Annotated in this window: 15 protein-coding genes and 1 pseudogene; 8 read left to right on the top strand and 8 right to left on the bottom strand. The window is 53.1% G+C overall.

The annotated features are described in order from the left end of the window. Together OCH02_RS23610 and OCH02_RS23605 are read left to right on the top strand one after the other, a co-directional pair. Nucleotides 1–124: pseudogene (locus OCH02_RS23610) on the top strand (IS3 family transposase); the annotation flags it as partial. 229 nt (nucleotides 125–353) lie between these two features. Then, entirely contained in the window at nucleotides 354–1694 is a 1341-nt protein-coding gene (locus OCH02_RS23605) for an anaerobic C4-dicarboxylate transporter (RefSeq protein WP_135317806.1), read from the top strand. 166 nt (nucleotides 1695–1860) lie between these two features. Here the strand turns inward: OCH02_RS23605 and cspA are convergent, their stop codons facing one another. The 4 genes from cspA to OCH02_RS23585 form a co-directional block, all read right to left on the bottom strand. Continuing rightward, nucleotides 1861–2073 (bottom strand): RNA chaperone/antiterminator CspA, encoded by a 213-nt coding sequence (cspA, locus tag OCH02_RS23600; protein WP_012146565.1) that lies wholly within the window; start codon nucleotides 2071–2073, stop codon nucleotides 1861–1863. 1160 nt (nucleotides 2074–3233) lie between these two features. Further along, a complete protein-coding gene (gene cbpM / locus OCH02_RS23595; RefSeq protein ID WP_261433231.1) occupies nucleotides 3234–3539 on the bottom strand; it encodes a chaperone modulator CbpM in 306 nt (101 codons plus the stop codon). Next, a complete protein-coding gene (gene cbpA / locus OCH02_RS23590; RefSeq protein WP_261433230.1) occupies nucleotides 3532–4461 on the bottom strand; it encodes a curved DNA-binding protein in 930 nt (309 codons plus the stop codon). Before cbpA ends, cbpM begins: the two co-directional genes overlap by 8 nt. Nucleotides 4462–4616: 155 nt before the next feature. Then, nucleotides 4617–5186, bottom strand: coding sequence for an HdeD family acid-resistance protein (locus tag OCH02_RS23585; protein ID WP_261433229.1), 570 nt, complete (start codon nucleotides 5184–5186; stop codon nucleotides 4617–4619). Between the two features lie 211 nt (nucleotides 5187–5397). Between OCH02_RS23585 and OCH02_RS23580 the strand changes: the two genes are divergently transcribed. After that, nucleotides 5398–7164, top strand: a complete 1767-nt coding sequence (locus OCH02_RS23580; protein ID WP_261433237.1) for an ABCB family ABC transporter ATP-binding protein/permease — start codon at nucleotides 5398–5400, stop codon at nucleotides 7162–7164. Between the two features lie 45 nt (nucleotides 7165–7209). On the opposite strand, the gene OCH02_RS23575 is transcribed toward OCH02_RS23580, so the two are convergent. After that, nucleotides 7210–7599, bottom strand: coding sequence for a tautomerase family protein (locus OCH02_RS23575; protein WP_261433228.1), 390 nt, complete (start codon nucleotides 7597–7599; stop codon nucleotides 7210–7212). A gap of 140 nt (nucleotides 7600–7739) precedes the next feature. On the opposite strand from OCH02_RS23575, the gene OCH02_RS23570 reads away from it, so the two are divergent. Next, nucleotides 7740–8690 carry a LysR family transcriptional regulator gene (locus tag OCH02_RS23570; protein ID WP_261433227.1) on the top strand — a complete coding sequence of 317 codons (951 nt, stop codon included), beginning with the start codon at nucleotides 7740–7742 and terminating at the stop codon, nucleotides 8688–8690. A gap of 63 nt (nucleotides 8691–8753) precedes the next feature. Here the strand turns inward: OCH02_RS23570 and lldD are convergent, their stop codons facing one another. Both lldD and OCH02_RS23560 read right to left on the bottom strand, forming a co-directional pair. Then, nucleotides 8754–9896 (bottom strand): FMN-dependent L-lactate dehydrogenase LldD, encoded by a 1143-nt coding sequence (gene lldD, locus OCH02_RS23565; RefSeq protein ID WP_261433226.1) that lies wholly within the window; start codon nucleotides 9894–9896, stop codon nucleotides 8754–8756. Between the two features lie 350 nt (nucleotides 9897–10246). Continuing rightward, on the bottom strand, nucleotides 10247–11167 hold the full coding sequence (locus OCH02_RS23560) for a LysR family transcriptional regulator (protein WP_261433222.1): 921 nt from the start codon (nucleotides 11165–11167) through the stop codon (nucleotides 10247–10249). 153 nt (nucleotides 11168–11320) lie between these two features. Between OCH02_RS23560 and OCH02_RS23555 the strand changes: the two genes are divergently transcribed. From OCH02_RS23555 to OCH02_RS23545, 3 genes are all read left to right on the top strand, one after another. Then, on the top strand, nucleotides 11321–12973 hold the full coding sequence (locus OCH02_RS23555; protein ID WP_261433221.1) for a multidrug ABC transporter permease/ATP-binding protein: 1653 nt from the start codon (nucleotides 11321–11323) through the stop codon (nucleotides 12971–12973). Nucleotides 12974–13375: 402 nt separating this feature from the next. Further along, nucleotides 13376–13489: a YmiA family putative membrane protein gene (locus OCH02_RS23550; protein WP_017893837.1), complete on the top strand. Its 114-nt coding sequence runs from the start codon at nucleotides 13376–13378 to the stop codon at nucleotides 13487–13489. Between the two features lie 11 nt (nucleotides 13490–13500). Then, a complete protein-coding gene (locus OCH02_RS23545; protein ID WP_261433220.1) occupies nucleotides 13501–13674 on the top strand; it encodes a hypothetical protein in 174 nt (57 codons plus the stop codon). On the opposite strand, the gene OCH02_RS23540 is transcribed toward OCH02_RS23545, so the two are convergent. Further along, complete coding sequence (locus OCH02_RS23540) at nucleotides 13664–14884, bottom strand: CynX/NimT family MFS transporter (RefSeq protein WP_261433219.1); 1221 nt, start codon at nucleotides 14882–14884, stop codon at nucleotides 13664–13666. The two genes, OCH02_RS23545 and OCH02_RS23540, sit on opposite strands and share 11 nt — an antisense overlap. A 514-nt stretch (nucleotides 14885–15398) precedes the next feature. Here OCH02_RS23540 and agaR point away from each other — a divergent pair. Continuing rightward, entirely contained in the window at nucleotides 15399–16172 is a 774-nt protein-coding gene (gene agaR / locus OCH02_RS23535) for a transcriptional repressor AgaR (protein ID WP_261433218.1), read from the top strand. The last annotated feature ends 6 nt before the right edge of the window (nucleotides 16173–16178 follow it).

The raw sequence follows: 16178 nt of genomic DNA, 5'->3' as shown, positions 1-16178 counted from the left end.
GAAGGCGGATATCTTCGATTATGTAGAGATGTTTTATAATGCTAAACGCCGCCACAGTGCCTGTGAGGATCAACCCCCTGCAGTTTATGAAAGTGCCTGGTTCATGAGGCACGGAACCGTCTAGGAAATCCGGGTCTATTCATAGCTATATTTATTTACCGAGATTAATGATATTTAATTTCCATTTATTTACAAAACAAAAACAATAATAACTTCATTTAAACAAACGGCTTTTCACTTGATTATTTGGTCTTTTTTTAACTAAAAAAACTATCTATATGTGATCGCTATCCCTCAATGAAAATGAAAAGAAGTTAATTATTAACCTTCTTAACAATAATAATGAGGTTAGCATGTTATTTACCATTCAACTTATTGTCATACTGATCTGTCTATTTTATGGAGCCAGAAAAGGTGGGATTGCACTGGGGCTGCTCGGCGGTATTGGGTTAATCATTCTGGTTTTCGTCTTTCATTTACCTCCCGGAAAACCGCCGGTGGATGTCATGCTGGTTATCATCGCCGTGGTGGCCGCATCGGCGACGTTGCAGGCATCAGGTGGGCTTGACGTGATGCTGCAGATTGCCGAGCGTATGCTGCGCCGCAATCCTAAATATGTCTCCATCGTCGCTCCTTTCGTTACCTGCATCCTGACCATTCTTTGCGGCACCGGGCATGTGGTATACACCATTTTGCCGATTATTTATGATGTGGCAATCAAGAATAACATTCGCCCGGAAAGGCCGATGGCAGCCAGTTCTATCGGGGCACAGATGGGCATTATAGCCAGCCCGGTATCCGTCGCTGTGGTGTCGCTGGTCGCCATGCTGGGTAATTTTACCTTCAATGGTAAACACCTCGAGTTTCTCGATCTGCTGGCTATTACTATTCCCTCGACCCTGTGCGGTATTCTTGCTATTGGTATCTTCAGTTGGTTCCGGGGTAAGGATCTGGATAAGGATGAAAAGTTCCAGAGCTTCATTTCAGACCCGGAAAACTATAAATACGTTTATGGCGACACGGCAACGTTACTGGATAAGAAATTGCCCACCAGCAACTGGGTGGCTATGTGGATTTTTCTGGCTACCATAGCTATTGTTGCGCTATTGGGGGCTTTTTCTGAACTGCGGCCATTAATTAATGGAAAACCACTTTCCATGGTATTGGTTATCCAGATGTTTATGCTGTGTGCGGGGGCGGTAATTATTATCGCGACCAAAACGAATCCGGCCAATATCTCTAAAAACGAAGTTTTCCGTTCCGGCATGATTGCCATAGTGGCGGTTTACGGTATTGCCTGGATGGCCGAAACCATGTTTGGCGCGCATCTGGAAGAGATAAAGTCCGTTCTGGGAACCCTGGTGAAAGAGTATCCCTGGGCCTACGCTATCATTTTGCTGCTGGTTTCCAAGTTTGTTAACTCCCAGGCCGCTGCACTTGCCGCCATTGTCCCTGTCGCATTGGCTATCGGTGTTGATCCGGCCTATATCGTCGCTTCTGCCCCCGCCTGCTATGGCTACTATATATTACCCACCTATCCAAGCGATCTGGCGGCCATTCAGTTCGATCGCTCCGGGACAACCAACATCGGACGGTTCGTCATCAACCACAGTTTCATCATGGTGGGGTTGATCGGGGTGTCCGTATCTTGCGTGATGGGTTGGGTGCTGGCTGCGGCATATGGCTTCTTGTAACGGGGGGGGGGCAACGCTGGATAATGCTGTTTGTTGATGAGTCACTCTTTTTCTTAGGTGTGAAATGCAAAAAACCCGCTCAAAGCGGGTTTTTTTATCACTAATGCTTAACTGCTCAGGCTGCTGCCTTCATCGCTATCGTAAGTCTTAGTGAGATTATCGGCGATTAAAGCGCGATAACATTAACAGCAGATGGGCCTTTAGCGCCGTTCTCAATTGAGAACTCGACTTTCTGGCCTTCATCCAAGGTTTTAAAATCGCTGCTCTGGATGGCGGAGAAATGTACGAAGACATCTTTGCTGCCGTCTTGTGGAGTGATAAAGCCGAAGCCTTTGTCAGCATTAAACCATTTTACTAAACCAGTCATTTTGTTAGACATAGATATATCCTTTTCATTTTTTGAGCCACTCAACGTGGCGAACATGGCCTGTTTTGCAGATTTTTACTTATGGGGCACTTAGGAGGAGGCTCATGAAGAAGGGTATCTAGAGATAACGCTTGAACTGAGAACTGCTTTACTAAAACTGCTTTCATAAGGTCTGTGTTCCAAACCGATGCCGCCATAGTAGGCTTGGTTTGATTTATTAAGCAAGGATTAATTTTTTTAATGTCATTGGCAGGCCAATATTGCCTTGGCAGCGCCTGAAGAATGATGACAGGGCTCAGGTTGTGTAGCAGACATCTTTTCATCGTCATGTGGCTGATGCATAAAAGATAAAAGCCCTGACAATGGTTGCCAGGGCTTTTAAGGTACTATCAACTTCAAATTTAACATTAATGAACTTACTGATTTCTTACTGCTAAGGTAATACCATTAAATGTACATGTTTATCACAGATAATATTAGGCGAACTAAAACCTCCCCTATATTTACCAGTTTACGTTTATCATCAATCTTAATAGATATTCAAAGATTGATGGCTTAACCAGGTACATCTCCCCTCGCGATATAGACTCTTTGATGCGTGGCCTCACCTCTATTGCGATCTGTTGCACAAAACTGAAGAATCGCAAACAAAAAACAATTAGAACATAGCCTTACATCATCGCGTTTTGGTACACACCCTGCGATTGTAGGTACTGACTACATGGCCTGAAAGCGTCATCAATAGAGAATGTTGCTTATCTCGATACTGATGCCCATACAAAAAACACTTCGTGGCCTTTATCGCAAAAATAACTGTAATAACTAACCTTTAATACTTTTACTATTATCAACAAGCTATTATTACGCCGTTGATGATTACTAATCTACTGGTTTTTTAAGGGGTGTCAATACTGTTTTTAATAACATGTTTTTAATGACATGTCTTTATTAACAGTATTCATAATAATCATCGACTAAGCATCATTGAACGCTTATTTTTAGCCCAGAATCTGGAGCCTCAGGGGAATTTATTATGCTCAAAATTTGTTCGGTCAGGGCAGGGTAAAACTTATTTTTTATTAATTAAGGAAAACAAAATTATAGCTGTGACAATAGATAAAGGCAGTGCCTGACATAGCCCGTCGCCGAAGCAACGGGCTGGTTTTGAGCCATCAGGGTTTGCCGATGAAGCGGGCCAGCCGTTGATGCAATTGGTTGTTTTCTTTACGCAAATGCTCAATCTCTTCCAGCAGCGTCAGCGTTACCGCAATACCGGGCCAATCCAGAGCCAGCTCGCGGTGCAGCTGCTCTGCACGATGGAAGGTGATTAAGGCACGATCGTCAAAGATCCACTCTTCAGTCTCGGGATCGCGCGGTTGAATCACACCCAGCCCGACGATTTCCGTTAGCTCGTCCTGTGAAACGCCGGTATGCAGGCAAAACTCGGTAATGGTGAAAGTTACTGTTACGTTAGCCATTTTGCTTACTCCACTCTTTGCGCGGATCGAAGCTCTGCTGGGCTTCTGCCAACTGTTGCCACAGCGCGGCGCTTTTTTCGTCCGGCTTCGGTGGCATCATGACCTTGATCACGGCATACAAATCCCCGGTTTCTTTTTTGCCGACCAGGCCTTTTCCCTTGATGCGCAAGCGCTGCCCGGTTTGGCTTCCGGCGGGAATGGTCAACAGGATACTGTCTTTCAGAGTGGGTACCGGTACTTTGGCGCCGAGCGCTGCTTCCCAGGGGGCGACTGGCAGCACGATTTCCAGATTGTGACCGACGATGTCGAATAATGGGTGCGGAGCAATACGGATGATCAGATAGAGATCGCCGCTGGCGCCACCGTCAGTTCCTGGTCCGCCCTGGCCCTTCAGACGAATGCGTTCGCCATCGCCAACGCCGGCGGGGATTTTCACATTTAGGGTTTTAGGGATTTCCTGTTCCACCATGCCGAAAGCGTTATACACCGGCAGGCTATAGCGAATGGTACGGGTTTGCTCGGCCTGGGTTTCTTCCAGGAAGATAGCCACTTCCATTTCAACATCCTGGCCGCGCATGCCCTGACGTCGTTGACGATGCTGCTGAGCACGGGCATGTTCGCCGAACATGGAGGAGAAAATGTCGGAAAAATCTTCGGCGTTATGGGCACTGCCATGCTGAGTCTGGCGGCCAAAATTGGGATCGTTACGGTGCTCCCGCAGTTGATCATATTCGGCGCGGCGTTCGTCGTCTTTCAGCACTTCATAGGCTTCGGCGACCAGTTTGAACTGTTCCTCGGCATTCGATTCGGTGCTGACGTCGGGGTGATACTTTCGCGCCAGTCGGCGATAGGCAGTTTTGATTGCCTTGAGATCGTCCGCCGGCTTAACCCCTAAAATGGCGTAGTAGTCCTTGAATTCCATAGCGTTATCATCTCACTTCAATCTTTCGTCAGGGGGATAGTTGAACCTGTATTGGGTGAAAATTTACTCTTAGTCGGGCCGTTTGTCGTTGATGTACCGATGTCATTAGACGGTTTGGCAACCAAAAAGCGGAGCCGGGCGGCTCCGCAGCGGGATCACGCCCGTTTCAGTAACCGGGCAACCTGGAACAGGCTGAAAGAGCTGAACAGCATTTCAATGCCGACGATGGTGGTTACCAATACCACCGACGTCACGGGATCGGCGCTAAGCAGCAGCCAGGCAATTGCCAGATCCAAAATGCCAATCACCAGTTGCAACCAACTGCCTTTAACTTCACGCAGCTTATAACCGGCAATCAGCCGCACAATTCCGCCCAGCGCAAACAAGGCGGCGAGATAAACCGACATGGCGAAAATGCCCACTGCCGGATTGGTGATAAAGACGTAGCCGATGATAAGGTAAGCTACCCCGAGCAGAATGCCGCCGATCATCGGCCAGGTATTTTGCAGCCGGTTGGCGACCATGGCGAAAATCAGACCGAATCCGCTCAGTAACAAGAAAATCCCCACGACCATACTGATAGCCGCACCGGAGGCAAAGGGACGGAACAGGCAGAAAATGCCGCCCAGTAACAACAGTAGCGAGATGATTAACAGCGGGGTGCGTTGTTTCTTTAAACTCTGCTCGTCGATGTTCAGCGAATGAAGATGATTCATGTTAAGCATGATGTAACTCCCTTATTGTGAATGTCCTGTACTGTCCATCAATGAGTATAGTGGAACACGCTGCCTGAGGATGATGCATGGCTGCGGTGTATTTCTTCGCGTACCAAAAAGAGCCGTCCCGGTGGATTAGGTAAGGTTTTTCATGGCATACGTGCCAGAATAGAGATAAAACCGATGCCGCTATGTTGAGCGAGATAATAGATATCCGATGATGGCTCCTTCCCGTTTGCTGAAATTCCTGCTGCCTTATCTTTGGCCTAAAGATAACCTCAAACTACGTTATTACCTGGTTATCGCCTTTGCTTTCATGGTGATTTCCAAGATCAGTATCACGCTGGTGCCGTTGGCGTACAAAGCGATGATCGACGCCCTGAGTGGCGAAACCGCCAAAATGCTGGCCATCCCCATAGGACTGATTTTGGCCTATGGCGTCGCCCGTATCGGCGGGGCGCTATTTGAAGAATTACGCAACGTGATGTTTGTACATGTCAGCCAGAATGCGACCCGATTACTGGGGCTACGGGTTTTCAGACAGTTGCACGCGCTGAGCCTGCGCTTTCACCTGGAGCGACAAACCGGCGGGCTATCGTTATCGATCGAACGCGGTACTCAGGCGGTGGCGACAGTGCTTTCGCGGCTGCTGTTTTCCATTTTCCCAATCCTGTTCGAAATCACCCTGGTCGCGGTGATCATGTGGCATCTGTTAAACGGTTGGTTTGCGCTGGCCATTTTGCTGACGGTTGGCTGTTATATTCTGTTTACCGTGATGGCGGTCAGTTGGCGTAGTCGCTTTCGGCGCGAGCTTAATCAGGCGAATGCCGATGCCAATACCAAATCTATCGACAGCCTGCTCAATTATGAGACGGTAAAATACTTCGGTAACGAAGACTTCGAGGCCGAGCGTTTCAATATGTCGCGCCGGTTGTATGAATATGCCGCCATCAAAAACCAGTTCAGCTTTACCGCCCTGAACCTTGGGCAAACTGCCATTATTTCCATCGGCCTGATCGTGATGATGGCGATGGCGGCGCAGGGCATTGTGCAAGGGCGCATGACGATTGGTGACTTTGTTTTGGTAAATGCTTACCTGCTGCAACTCTATCAGCCGCTGAATTTCTTCGGCTTTATTTATGCCGAAGTCAGGCAGGCATTGATCGATATGGAAAACATGTTCGATTTGTTGCAGGAAGAGCAGGAGATCGTCGATAGGCCGGATGCGAAGGCGCTGCACCTGACTGCTGGCGAGGTGAGTTTCGACTCGGTCAGCTTTGGCTATGATGCGCGTCGGCCGATCCTGAAAAACGTCAGCTTCACTATTCCGGCCGGTAACACGGTCGCGGTGGTCGGTGCCTCGGGGGCGGGCAAGTCCACGCTGTCCCGGTTGCTGTTTCGTTTCTATGACGTGAGCGGTGGCTCGGTCTCGATTGACGGCCAGGATATCCGCAGCCTGAAACAGGCCAGCCTGCGCGCGGCGATCGGCATCGTGCCGCAAGACACCGTGTTGTTTAACGATACGCTGGGCTACAACATTGGCTACGGAAAAACCGGCTCGAGCCAGGAAGAGATCGAGCGGGCCGCCAGGTTGGCGCATATACATGAGTTTATCGTCAGCCTGCCCGACGGCTATCAAACCCGGGTGGGGGAACGTGGGCTTAAGTTGTCCGGCGGTGAAAAGCAACGGGTGGCGATTGCTCGAACCATCCTGAAAAACCCGGCGATTTTGGTGTTTGACGAGGCGACCAGCGCACTGGATACCCAGACCGAACGCGAAATCCAGTCGCATTTGCGTGAAGTGAGCCGTGACCACACCACGCTGGTGATTGCGCACCGTTTATCGACGGTAGTGGATGCCGATGAAATTATCGTGCTCGAGGCCGGTGAAATTGTTGAGCGCGGGCGACATGAAGCCTTGCTGGCAGCCAATGGTCGCTATGCCGCGATGTGGCAAAACCAATATAACGACGAACAGCAGTCCTGAGGGCATTGAACCCCAGGCGGGAGATAGCGCCTGGGGAACCGCCGGTTAAAGATCGCCGGTCAGGTACTGTGCCACGCCGTTAGCGAAACTCCAGTCACCTTTGCCGTTAGTGGTGACAGACACCATCAGGTCACTGCCTTCAATCCCACAACTCTCCTTCAGCTCACGGCTGAGATCGGCATAAAACCGCTGTTTCTGCTCCTCGGGCCGCGGGCTGGTAATCACCCGTACTACCACCAAATCGCGGGTGCGAGTCAGGTTAAGGCCGGTGTCTTCAATCACCATGTGGTGAGCTTTGTTTTCATGAACAATCTGGTACCTGTCACGCGGCGGGACTTCAAAGGCGCTGAGCACCGCACGGTGGGCGGCATCGAGCAGGGTCTTCAGTTCGGCTTCGCTGCGGCCCTCTATGACTTCAAAGATAAGTAATGGCATTTTTATAATCCTGTCAGTGGGTTAATCTCAACGTGAGGCAGCGAGTTATCTTCGCCCTGGAGAGCTTATCTTAGCTAGCCACCAGTGCGGGAAGAAGCGCTATACTTGAACTCATTGTTTATAAAAATGAACAGTCGACGATGAAAAATCCCAATGTAGAAACCCTGTGGACCCATTTGCACTGGCTCACCGTGCTGGCCGAGCAGGGGAGTTTTACCCGTGCGGCGGAGCGGCTGGATGTCAGCAAAGCGGCGATGAGTCAAAAAATCAAAGAGATTGAAACGCTGGCCGGGGTGCCGTTGGTGCAGCGCACTACCCGCAGCGTCAGGCTGACCGATGCCGGGCTGCGGTTGGTGGAAGAACTGCGCCAGCCTTTCGCGCAAATAAAGCAGAGTTTTTCCGGCATTTGCGATTCGACCGGGCCGCTGCGTGGCTCGGTGCGGGTGACGGCACCGGTGGCATTTGCCCGCCAGCAGTTGGTGCCGCGCATTACCGGTTTTCTGCGTGCCAACCCAGAGGTGCGGGTACAGCTTGAGGTGTCCGATCGACTGGTGTCCTTAACCAGCGAAGGGTTCGATTTGGCGATCCGCCACAGTGACAACCTGCCCGATACCCACGTTGCCTGGCGACTTTGCCCAACCGCCACCTTGGCGGTGGCGTCGGCGGACTATGTGCAACGGCAAGGCATGCCGGTTTCACCGGCCGATCTGCAACGGCATCAGTGTCTTTATTATCCCCGCAGCAGTGAGTCACCGAGCTGGAGCTTTGTCGCCAAACAGGCAGCAGAGGGCAAGACAGAAAAAATTCGGGTACCGGTCAGTGGCCCGTTTGCTACCAATAACAGCGAGTCGATACGTGATGCGGCAGCGGAAGGTTTGGGCATCGCCCTGTTGCCGGACTTTAGTGCGCAGCAGGCATTGACGGACGGCAGGTTGATCGAGGTGTTACCGGCCTGGCGGCCGATCGATGCCTTTGCTGACGGCCTTTATGTGGTACGCCCTTATGCGCCTCAGGTCTCGCGGGCGGTGACGGAATTCAGCCGTTATCTGCGCAGTGCCTTTGCCGAAGGCTTTTCGTCTGCCGGATGCTGAATTACCCGCGTTACCCCCACCAAGGTTGGCGCAATGGTAACGCTAATGATCAGAACGATGTGATTAACGCAGCTCCTGCACCAGCGAGTCGGCGTTGATATCTGCAATGGTTTTCGCGCCGATCAGCGTCATGGCAACGCGCATTTCTTTATCGATCAGCTCGAGCAGGTTGGCGACACCGGCCTGCCCGGCGGCGGCCAGCGCATAGGCAAAGGCGCGACCCAGCAGCACGCCGTCGGCACCCAGAGCGATCATACGCACCACGTCCAACCCGCTGCGAATGCCAGAGTCGGCCAGCAGGGTGATATCGCCCTTCACCGCCTCGGCAATCGCCGGCAACGCATGGGCAGTGGACAATACGCCGTCCAGCTGGCGGCCACCGTGGTTGGACACCACAATGCCATCGGCACCAAAACGCACCGCATCCCGGGCGTCTTCCGGATCCAAAATACCTTTGATGATCATTGGGCCTTGCCAGAACTCGCGGATCCAGTCCAGATCCTTCCAGGAAATTGAGGGATCGAAGTTGGTACCCAGCCAGCCGATATAGTCTTCCAGGCTGGTGGGTTTGCCGCGATAGGCCGAAACATTACCCAGATCGTGCGGTTTACCACACAACCCAACATCCCAGGCCCACTGCGGATGGGTCACCGCCTGCAGTATGCGGCGCGCGGCGGCATTGGGGCCACTCATGCCGGAGTGGGCGTCGCGGTATCGCGCGCCAGGGACCGGCATATCGACGGTGAATACCAGGGTCGTCACCCCGGCGGCTTTGGCGCGCTCCAGCGCATTGCGCATGAAACCCCTGTCTTTCAAGACGTACAGTTGGAACCACATCGGCCGATCGATTGCCGGTGCCACTTCTTCTATCGGGCAAACCGAGACCGTCGACAGGGTAAAAGGAATGCCTTTCTGTGCGGCGGCTTTAGCAGCCTGAACCTCACCGCGGCGGGCGTACATACCGGTCAACCCGACCGGGCCGAGGATCACCGGCATCGCCAGTTTTTCACCGAACAGGCTGGTTTCCAGGCTGAGGTCGGACATATTGCGCAGTATGCGCTGGCGTAGCGCGATGCCCGCCAGGTCTTCCGTGTTGCGCCGTAGGGTGTGTTCCGCGTAGGCCCCGCCGTCAATATAGTGGAACAGAAAAGGCGGGAGTTTAGCCTGTGCGGCGGCCCGGTAATCGGTTGAAGCGGAGATGATCATATTTTTGCTCTCTACGATGAAGGCCGGTAATGAGGTCACGCTAGGTGCTAATGCCGGTCGGAGATGTAGCGAAAAGGTTAATAACCAGGATGCTTTTATTCTAAGCACAATAGCCGACGGGGTTCTATGCCCTGTTTTCAGCAAGAGAGCGTTCTCAAGCGAAATAATGACATGGCGGTAGCAAAGGAATGACATTTATTGTTTTTATAATCAATGGATTAGTTGGTTAACTATCCCCTGTGAGGCGAGGGAATACAGTGATTAGGCATGAATTGGCCAGAGTGTATGTCTGAAAATCACCTAATCCCGCGGCTGGCGGATAGCCTTTAACGGGAATACTGCGATCAGATTCAAAAATAATGGCTGATATTTTGGTAGGCGGTGATGATATGTTCGGTCAATAAACGGGTCTTTAACGGCAAATTGCGGGTGTAAGGGTAAACCGCATAAACGCCTAATACCTTGCCACAGTGGCCGCTCAAAACCTCCACCATGGTGCCTTCCTGTAAATCCTCGTACACCATGCAGCGGGGCACCATGGCAATGCCATAACCGCCGATCACCGCTTTGCGGATCGCCCTGGCGTTATTGGCGGACAGATTACCCTTGACCTGCAGTTCGTAAATCTCGTTGCTGCCCGGCTGCTTCATCAGCCAGTTGTCGGTGCCACTTTCCTGATAGGTATAGGTCAGGCAGTTATGCTTGAGCAGGTCGCCGGCTGACTGCGGTTCAGAATATTGTTGCAGATAGCCGGGCGAGCAAACGATCACCCAGCGGGAGTTCAGGATCGGACGGGCGATCAGGCTGGAATCAGGCAGGGTGCCGGTGCGGATCGCCAGATCGATCCCTTCGTTGACCAAATCGGCGAAGCGATTTTCCAGCCGCATTTCCACCTTCAGGTTCGGGTGAAGGGCACAAAATTCCGCCACGCTTTCACTTAACAACAATTCCCCTGAAATGGTCGGCACCGACATGCGGATGATGCCCGTCAGTTCATCGCTGTTTTCACTGATGACGTTCAGGGCTTCCTGAGTTTTTGCGCTAATTTCTTTGGCCTGGCGGTACAGGCTTTGGCCGTTTTCGGTGAGCGTCAGGCTGCGGGTGGTGCGGTACAGCAGGCGTGCGCCGAGGGACTTTTCCAGGCGACCGATGCGCTTGCTGACCACCGAGCTGGTGATACCGGCGGTTTCAGCGGCTTTGCTGAAAGAACCGCAGTCAACAATCAGGGCGAACAGGATCAGGTCGTTGGCATATTCATGTGTGGGCAACATCGGTGGGTGTTTTCCTCGTCCCGGAGTAATCGCCAGTGTAAATCCTCAGGGTCAGGAAGCAAACGTCGGCGACAAAATGAGAATTATTATTGATATCACTTTTTGGCCGCTTACAATGCCAACCATCTCAAGATTTCAGGTTAAGGGTTTTTCATGGAGTTGCTACGGGTGGTTTACCGCCAGTATCGCTGGCCGTTTCTGGCGGTAATGGCGTTGACCATGGCCAGTGCGGCACTGGGTATAGGCATCATCGCCTTTATAAATTTGCGGCTGATGACGGTGGCGGGCAATCCGCTGGCCGTATTGCCGGAGTTCCTCGGGCTGCTGGCGTTGCTGATGGCGGTCACGCTGGGTTCTCAGCTGGCGCTGACAACGCTCGGCCACCATTTTGTGTTCCGACTGCGCGGCCAACTGGTGAAGCAGATCCTGGACACCGATATCGAGCGGATAGAGCAGTTGGGCAGCGCATCGCTGTTGGCAAGCCTGGCCAGTGATATACGAAATATCACCATTGCCTTTGTTCGCCTGCCAGAGTTGGTGCAAGGGGTGATACTGACGCTGGGGTCGGCGGCCTATCTGGGCTGGCTATCTCCGCAGATGCTGGCAGTCACCGCGGTTTGGGTCGCCGTGACGGTATTTGGCAGCGGGTGCCTGGTATCGCGGGTATATCGTCATTTAACCAGCGTGCGTGAGGCCGAAGAGCGCCTCTATGAACACTATCAGTCTGCGATTGACGGCCGTAAAGAGTTGGCATTGAACCGCGATCGTGCAAAAGCGCTGTACCGGCAGGCCTATCAGCCGGATGCAGAAGATTATCGACGGCAGATTATCCGCGCCGATACCTACCATCTCAGTGCGGTGAACTGGTCGAATATCATGATGCTGGGTGCGATTGGTTTGGTGTTTTATATGGCCAACAGCCTGGGCTGGGCCGATACCACCGTCGCGGCAACCTACTCGCTGACGTTGCTGTTCCTGCGTACCCCGTTACTGCAGGCGGTGGGGGCATTCCCGACGCTGATCGGTGCCGAAGTTGCCTTCGGCAAGGTCAAAGCACTGCGGCTTGCCGATTATCAACCCGAGTTTCCTGCGGCAGCGGCCAAAGCCTGGCAAACCCTGGAGCTGCGCGATGTGATGTTCCACTATGGCGCGACGGAGCAAAAAACGGGGTTTGCCGTTGGGCCGATCGACCTGAGGTTGCAACGTGGTGAACTGGTCTTCCTGATTGGTGGTAACGGCAGTGGGAAGTCGACGCTGGCGATGCTGCTGACCGGGTTATATCAGCCGGTCAGTGGACAAATCTTGCTGGATGGCATTGTACAAACTGCGGCTGATATGCCCGACTATCGCCGCTTGTTTTCCGCCATTTTTACCGACTTTCACCCGTTCCACCATTTGCAGGGGCCTGAAGGTGAACAGCCGGATGCCGAACTGGTGGAAAGCTGGCTTAACCGATTGAACATGAAAAGCAAATTACAATTCGACGGCCTGCGGGTAACTAATCCGCAGCTGTCGCAGGGGCAGCGCAAGCGTCTGGCACTGTTGCTGGCGGTGGCAGAGCAGCGGGATATTTTGCTATTGGACGAATGGGCGGCGGATCAGGATCCGCAATTTCGCCGAATATTCTATCGTGAACTGCTACCGCAGTTACGCGCTTTGGGCAAAACGGTATTCGCTATCAGCCATGACGACCATTACTTCGAACATGCCGATCGGCTGCTGCAAATGCGTGACGGGCGACTCAGCGAGTTGACCGGCAGTGAGCGTGAACGTGCCAGCAAGGACTCGGTTTCGCAGATTGACTGATATTAATATCACCCGGCCTGCACTATTGGGCTGGGTGATCCATTCTTCCCACATGGCGCTATCCGCTAAAATCAGCATATCCCCGCACTTCAGGATCGCCCCCCAGCCTAAACCGTTGCCAATTTAACTTAAGTAATGTTGATTAATTGTGTTTTGATTTATTGAGTAGTGGTTTAATTTTGATCTATCCGCTTATGCCACACTGCTGCTTGTCGATTAATCCACCCCAAATCTGGCGCCAATGACCTGACTAATCCTGCTGTTTTTCTACCCTGCACCTGGCTTTAGGTACATGACTAGCAGATATTTTTTAAATATCCATAGGAATAAACCTCTTTATTGATCGTTTAAATAGATCAATAATTGAATTTTGATTAGTTTAATCTATTAGATGAGGCGGCTGTGATAAGCAAGGATGACGCGGATATCAAACGTAAAGCTTGGCTGTGCGTATTTATCGGCTGCGGGGTGTTTTGGCTGGCCGTCGCCGCCGTGATTTATTGGCTGCTTATTTAGGAAACAAATCGATGGACAAAAAACGCGTAAAGAAGAAAGGGGGCGCCCGGGATGACAGCCCGGTCAAGATCCCCCCTTCATGGCAGTTAACCCGACAACAACGGGATTTTATCAACGATCTCTGGCAGAACGATGCCACGGAACCCGTACCGAAACCGGCCACCCGGCCCGGCGTTAACGAATAACCCGATTGCGCCCGGCCAATATGCCGAACAGCATCTGCAGCAGCGTAAGGCCCAACAGAATGGTCAGCGGCAACTGCCAGCCCTGAGTCAGGTCATGTAACAGGCCGAACAGCGTTGGCCCCAGCGCGGCCAGCAAATAGCCTACCGATTGCGCCATGCCTGACAGTTGGGTGGCCTGGTGATGATGGCTGCTGCGCAGGCCAAAGAACGACAGCGCCAGTACCAACGAACTTCCCGCCCCCAGACCGGCAAAAATCAACCATATCAGAGAATAGGCCGGCAGCAGCAGCAGCCCGGCGACGCCGGTAAAAATCAGCAGTGAACTGCACAGCGCGATAGCTCGCTGATCGCGTGCGCGCGGCAGAATAAACACCATCACAAAGTTGGCGGCGATGGCCACTACCTGATAGATAAACAGCTCAAAACCCGCCTGCTGTGGCGAGGTGCCATGGCTGGCGGCGAAGGCGCTAAACCAGCCGATAATGGTATAGAAGGTAATGGACTGTAAGCCCATAAACAGCGCCACCTGCCAACCGAGCGCACTGCCCCAGGGGGAACGGGACGGCGCAGACTGAACTCCGGGGGCATCAGCGCTCGCTGAAGTGGCTGGGCGGCGCAACTGGGGCAGCCAGACCATCAGCGCCAGTAACGCAGGCAGGCTCCAGCACAGCAGGGAAAAACGCCAGCCGAGGCCATTTAGCGCTGCCAGCGGCACCGCCAGACCCGAGGCGGTAGCGGCCACCAGTGACATCACCGCCGCGTAACCGGCAATCATCGCGGCGGCCCGACCTGGAAAGTCGCGTTTCACCAGCGTCGGTAAGACCACGTTGGCAAAGGCGATGGCCGCGCCGATCAGGACAGTGCCCAGCCAAAGCATGCCGGGTTGCGGCAGGGAACGCAGCGCGATGCCAATCACCAGCAGCAGCAGCGCCATACCCAGCGTGCGTTCAATCCCCATGCGTTTGGCCAGGCCGGGCGTCATCGGCGACAGCACGGCAAACAGAATCAACGGCAGCGAGTTAAGCAGACCGGCCGAGGTGGCGGACAGCAACAACTGCTGCTGGATCTGTTCCAGTAACGGCCCGACGCTGGTTAGCGCGGCGCGCAGGTTGGCCGCGACCAGCATAATGCCGGTGACCAGTAATAATGGATGGCGTAAACGGCTGCGTTTTAGGGGAGCAGGCGTTGGGGGTAAGGCAGATTGGGGCATTGGTTCCTCGCACCAGGGCAGGCAGTCAATCAATACTGCATGGCATGATGCGTTGATTGACGTTAACGCTTACGTACCGGCAGGGGGCCGATATCTGCGCGCAAGTGTAGGGAAGAACCCCTGGCCTGACAAGGGGCAGGTTTTGCGACAAATGCGCCATTTCGGCGTCTGCGACACAATGCCGGGAGGGGATAATTGCTGTTATGTGATCCCGATCACCTGATGAACTAAAAGTCGGCCAGCCGGCCCGCAAAGTCACCGCTTTCGTTTGCTGCTGCGCTTTGGGAGCTGCATCCCGGCAACCGCGCCCGCCCTGAGATTTCACTTTGCCTTTCACTGCCGCTTAATATTTTCACTTCATTTCGATGCGAAAGGTTTTTAGCCCCTTTTTCTGCTAAAACAGCGCTGTAACCCTGATCACAATTTCATTGCTTTCGCTTTGCTGTAATGCCAGCGCAGTAGAGCGAAAGCCATCTTCTCCCCGGCCCGGCCGGAAACCTGAGGACCGCAGCTCATGCCAGTGAATACCGCAAAGCGACGTGAACACATTATCGACTTGTTATGCGAGCACGGTAGCGTGCGCGTGGAGCAGCTCAGCAAACAGTTTGCAGTATCCACGGTGACGATCCGCAACGATCTGCGCTTTCTGGAACGAAAAGGGTGTGCGCTGCGAGCTTATGGCGGCGCGATGCTCAATCAGCAATTTGCCTTTGATCGCCCGTTGCATGACAAAGGGCGGTTAAACCGCGACGTGAAGTCGCAGATCGCAAGCGTAGCGGCAAGCTATGTGCGTGATGGCGATGCGCTGATCCTCGATTCCGGTTCCACCACTACCCAGATAGTGCCGTTCCTCAAGGGACGACGCGATCTGGTGGTGATGACCAATGCGCTGAACATTGCCTATGAGCTTTCAGGTAACGATGGGGTGGAGGTGATGGTGTTGGGCGGCAGCGTGCGCCGTAACTCCTACTCGCTCTACGGTCCGGCTGCCGAGCAGCAATTGCGCCAGTACCGCTTCGACAAACTGTTTTTGGGCGTCGACGGTTTCGATCTGGTTGCCGGTATCACCACGCCTCACCCCGGTGAGGCCCACCTCAATCGCGTGATGTGTGAGGTGGCGCGCGAGATCATCGCCGTGGCGGATGCCAGCAAGTTTGGTCGCAAGAGCTTTTGCATGATTCGCGAAGCCGGACAAATTCATCGGCTGATTACCGACAGCCTTCTTCCGGACGATTACGAGTGGGCGTTAACCGAGTTGGGCGTGGAGGTTGTCATCGCCGATCGGTAGTACGGC

This window comes from Serratia quinivorans, assembly GCF_946227985.1.
GTDB classification, from domain to species: Bacteria; Pseudomonadota; Gammaproteobacteria; order Enterobacterales; family Enterobacteriaceae; genus Serratia; species Serratia quinivorans_A.
The sequence above is the reverse complement of the archived record's forward strand: the minus strand, read 5'-3'. Positions and strand labels throughout refer to the sequence as shown.

Coding starts and splice junctions, on each gene's coding strand:
- OCH02_RS23605 (WP_135317806.1), top strand. CDS start 354: ATGTTATTTACCATTCAACTTATTGTCATACTGATCTGTCTATTTTAT.
- cspA (WP_012146565.1), bottom strand. CDS start 2,073: ATGTCTAACAAAATGACTGGTTTAGTAAAATGGTTTAATGCTGACAAA.
- cbpM (WP_261433231.1), bottom strand. CDS start 3,539: ATGGCTAACGTAACAGTAACTTTCACCATTACCGAGTTTTGCCTGCAT.
- cbpA (WP_261433230.1), bottom strand. CDS start 4,461: ATGGAATTCAAGGACTACTACGCCATTTTAGGGGTTAAGCCGGCGGAC.
- OCH02_RS23585 (WP_261433229.1), bottom strand. CDS start 5,186: ATGCTTAACATGAATCATCTTCATTCGCTGAACATCGACGAGCAGAGT.
- OCH02_RS23580 (WP_261433237.1), top strand. CDS start 5,398: ATGGCTCCTTCCCGTTTGCTGAAATTCCTGCTGCCTTATCTTTGGCCT.
- OCH02_RS23575 (WP_261433228.1), bottom strand. CDS start 7,599: ATGCCATTACTTATCTTTGAAGTCATAGAGGGCCGCAGCGAAGCCGAA.
- OCH02_RS23570 (WP_261433227.1), top strand. CDS start 7,740: ATGAAAAATCCCAATGTAGAAACCCTGTGGACCCATTTGCACTGGCTC.
- lldD (WP_261433226.1), bottom strand. CDS start 9,896: ATGATCATCTCCGCTTCAACCGATTACCGGGCCGCCGCACAGGCTAAA.
- OCH02_RS23560 (WP_261433222.1), bottom strand. CDS start 11,167: ATGTTGCCCACACATGAATATGCCAACGACCTGATCCTGTTCGCCCTG.
- OCH02_RS23555 (WP_261433221.1), top strand. CDS start 11,321: ATGGAGTTGCTACGGGTGGTTTACCGCCAGTATCGCTGGCCGTTTCTG.
- OCH02_RS23545 (WP_261433220.1), top strand. CDS start 13,501: ATGGACAAAAAACGCGTAAAGAAGAAAGGGGGCGCCCGGGATGACAGC.
- OCH02_RS23540 (WP_261433219.1), bottom strand. CDS start 14,884: ATGCCCCAATCTGCCTTACCCCCAACGCCTGCTCCCCTAAAACGCAGC.
- agaR (WP_261433218.1), top strand. CDS start 15,399: ATGCCAGTGAATACCGCAAAGCGACGTGAACACATTATCGACTTGTTA.